Raw genomic sequence first — 3429 nt, 5'->3', positions numbered from 1 at the left:
CCGTCCGCGACGTGTGGAAGGTGGAGGATGGCGGAGGCGGCTGAGCCGCACAGACCCGGGAGCCGGGGGCGACAACGATGGTGACGGCGCTGTCACTGCTGCTCGGTCTCCTGATAGTGCTGGTCATCACTGTGGCGACCGGCTACTTCGTCGCCCAGGAGTTCGCCTATATGGCGGTCGACCGGTCCCGGTTGAACGCGGCGGCGGCAGCCGGCGACGCCGCGGCGCGACGGGCGTTGAAGGTGACCGGACGTACCTCGTTCATGCTCTCGGGTGCCCAGCTCGGGATCACGGTGACCGGTCTGCTGGTCGGGTACGTCGCCGAGCCGCTGATCGGCAGCGCGCTGGGCGACGTGGCCTCGGGTGCCGGTTTGTCGACGGCCATCGGCGTCGCGCTCGGTACCGTGCTGGCGCTGGCGTTCTCCACCTTCGTTCAGATGGTCTTCGGTGAGTTGTTCCCGAAGAACCTCGCGATCGCCCGGCCGGAGCCGGTGGCACGCAGGCTCGCCTGGTCGACGCTGCTCTACCTGAAGGTCTTTGGCTGGCTGGTCTGGGTGTTCGACCAGTCGTCCAACCTGCTGCTCCGTCTGCTCGGCATCCAGCCGGTCCAAGACGTCGAGCACGCCGCCTCAGCACGCGATCTTGAGCACATCGTGGCCGAGTCGCGGGAGCGGGGTGACCTGCCCGCGGATCTCTCGCTGATGTTGGACCGCATCCTGGACTTCCCGCACCGCGACGTGGAGCACGCGATGATCCCCCGCTCGCAGGTGGACGTCGTTGAGCAGGACCGCCCCGTGGGCGAGGTCAGGGTGCTGATGAGCGCTGGGCACTCCCGGTACCCGGTCGTCGACGACGACGGGCGGGTTACCGGGATCGTCCAGCTTCTTGACGTGATGGACGCGCCCGACGATGCCCCGGCCCGCGAGCTCGTCCGGCCGGCTCTCGTGATCTCGACGCTGATGCCGCTACCTGCCGCCCTCGCCGAGATGGCGAGGAAGAAGGTACAGTTCGCTTGCGTCGTGGACGAATTCGGCGGCTTCGCCGGGATCCTGACCATCGAGGACCTGGCCGAGGAGTTCGTAGGGGAGATCACCGACGAGCACGACGCCGCCGCCGCGTTCGAGGGAGCCAACCCGATCGGCGACGGAGCGTGGCTGGTACCGGGCAGCTTCCACATCGACGAGGTCGAACGCACGCTCGGGCATCAGATGCCTCCGGGCGACTACGAGACGATCGCCGGTCTGGTGATCTCCGCTCACGGCGCGCTGCCCAAGACCGGGACCGTTGTCGACGTCACGCTGCCCCCGGACCCAGGGGAGCTCGCGCTGTACGACGAGGCGCCGCGGCGGGTGCTGCGCGCCATCGTGATGGATGTCGACAACCACGTGCCCGCGGCGATCCGGCTGGAGCTGCTCGACGAGCCGGTCCGCGATCGGGAGGACTGACGTGGACAACCCCTGGGTCGTTGCTCTCTGCACGGTCGCGATCATCGGGCTGAGTGCGTTCTTCGTGGCGGTCGAGTTCGCCCTGCTCGCCGCGAAGCGACACCGGTTCGAAGACGCGGCCAGCCGCAGCCGCGCGGCCCGCGCCGCGCTGCGCAGCTCCGGCGAGCTGACGGTGCTCCTGGCCGGCGCCCAGCTGGGGATCACGGTCTGCACGCTCGCACTCGGCGCGATCACCAAGCCGGCCGTACACCACTGGCTGAAGCCCGCGATCGAGGACCTCGGCGCCCCGACCTGGTTCGCCGGCGCCGGCAGTTTCGTGCTCGCGCTGGTGATCGTCACGTTCCTGCACCTCGTCGTGGGCGAGATGGCCCCGAAGTCGTGGGCGATCGCGCACCCGGAGAAGTCCGCGATCCTGCTCGCCCTGCCGATGCGGGGCTTCATGTGGGCGACGAGGCCGGTTCTGCGGGCGCTGAACAGCGCGGCGAACTGGTGCCTGCACCGCGTCGGTGTCGAGGCCACCGACCACCTCGTCTCCCGTCAGAACCCCGCGGCACTGCGCCACCTCGTCGAGCACTCCGCGAACGTCGGCGCGCTCGACGAAAGCTACGCCGCGCCGCTCACCGGCGCGCTCGACCTGCGGAACCTGCGGGTGCGCGACCTGGTCGCGCCAGGCCGGGCGTTGGCGGCCGTGGAGCCGGACGCGACTGTCGGCAACGTGCAGGCCGCCAGCCGGACCTCCAGCCACCTGCGGATTCTGGTTCGGCGGGGCGGAACCGACTGGGGCGTCGTCCACGTGCGCGACACCCTCGCCCTGGGCGCCGCCGAGCCGATCCGTGACCTGACCAGGCCGGCGTTCCGGCTCGACGGCGACACGCCGCTGCACACGGCCCTCGCCCAGATGCGCGAGACCCGCAACCAGCTCGCCGTCGTCCTCGACGACGCCACCACTCTCGGTGTGGTCACCCTCGACGACGTGCTGCGCCGGCTCCTGCCGCTCGACACTCCGACACCCGCGCTGACGGGCGGGCAGGCGAGATGAACCGAGCCACACCGCCCTTCCGGAAACGGACATCGTCCGTTCCCGGCCGCCGTCGCACGAGTTCTGATACGACACAGATGGTCACTGTCCGCGCTCGGGGCCGGAGGGCCTCGACGCCTGTCATTGAGAAAGGTCAGGGAGCACGATGCCGATCTGGGACCGCCTGCGCGCCTCCACGCAGACGATGCAGGGCCAGCTCACCGCGAAGAAGAACGAGCTCAAAAGCGGCGCTTTCCGGGACGCCAGCATGGCGATGTGCGCGCTCGTCGCGGCCGCCGACGGGCACATCGACCCCTCCGAACGGCAGCGCGTCGCCTCCCTGATCGCGACGAACGACGTGCTGACCAACTTCCCGTCCGACGACCTGCACCGTCGGTTCGACGGCTACCTGGCCAAGATCCAGCAGGACTTCGCCCTCGGGAAGGTCTCCGTCCTCCAGGAGATCGGGAAGGTGAAGAAGAAGCCGACCGAGGCCCGCGCCGTCATCCAGATCGGCATCGTCATTGGCGGCGCCGACGGAGACTTCGACAAGAGCGAGCAGGCCGTCGTTCGCGAGGCGTGCTTCGCGGTCGGCCTCAGCCCCGAAGAGTTCGACCTGTAACGACGCACCACCGAGCCGGCCGAGGCCCCTACATGGCAGCGCGAAGCCGGCTACCTCGGACCGGCCGGCAACCTGCAGTGTCGGTCGGCTGCGTCCGGACCTCCGCCGTGGCCGTCCATGCCCGACCTTGACGAGCTGACAGCAGGCGGTCACATAAGCCCGAGGCATCGCGGCCTTCGCCGTAAGGGCCGGCCAGCGCGTAGCGGAGAGTTAATCTTGGCGCGACGTCCTTGGTCGAACGCCGCGCGGCGGACGGTCCGTCACCAGTGTCCGCGCAGGTCGGCGACGGTCCGTCCTGGACCGTCCGCCGCAAAAGCGGAAGGTCGGCGGTTCGACCCCGCCCC

General features: G+C 69.7%; 3 protein-coding genes. All 3 read left to right on the top strand.

What is annotated here, in order from left to right; all coding sequences use genetic code 11:
- Positions 1 to 77 precede the first annotated feature (77 nt).
- On the top strand, positions 78 to 1445 hold the full coding sequence (locus AC08OP_RS23010; RefSeq protein WP_476616081.1) for a hemolysin family protein: 1368 nt from the start codon (positions 78 to 80) through the stop codon (positions 1443 to 1445).
- 1 nt (position 1446) lies between these two features.
- On the top strand, positions 1447 to 2484 hold the full coding sequence (locus AC08OP_RS23005; protein WP_476594033.1) for a CNNM domain-containing protein: 1038 nt from the start codon (positions 1447 to 1449) through the stop codon (positions 2482 to 2484).
- A 145-nt stretch (positions 2485 to 2629) separates the two neighbouring features.
- Positions 2630 to 3085 carry a tellurite resistance TerB family protein gene (locus AC08OP_RS23000; protein WP_476616080.1) on the top strand — a complete coding sequence of 152 codons (456 nt, stop codon included), beginning with the start codon at positions 2630 to 2632 and terminating at the stop codon, positions 3083 to 3085.
- Positions 3086 to 3429: the final 344 nt, after the last annotated feature.

The organism is Frankia sp. CeRuru1, assembly GCF_977966315.1.
The sequence above is the reverse complement of the archived record's forward strand: the minus strand, read 5'-3'. Positions and strand labels throughout refer to the sequence as shown.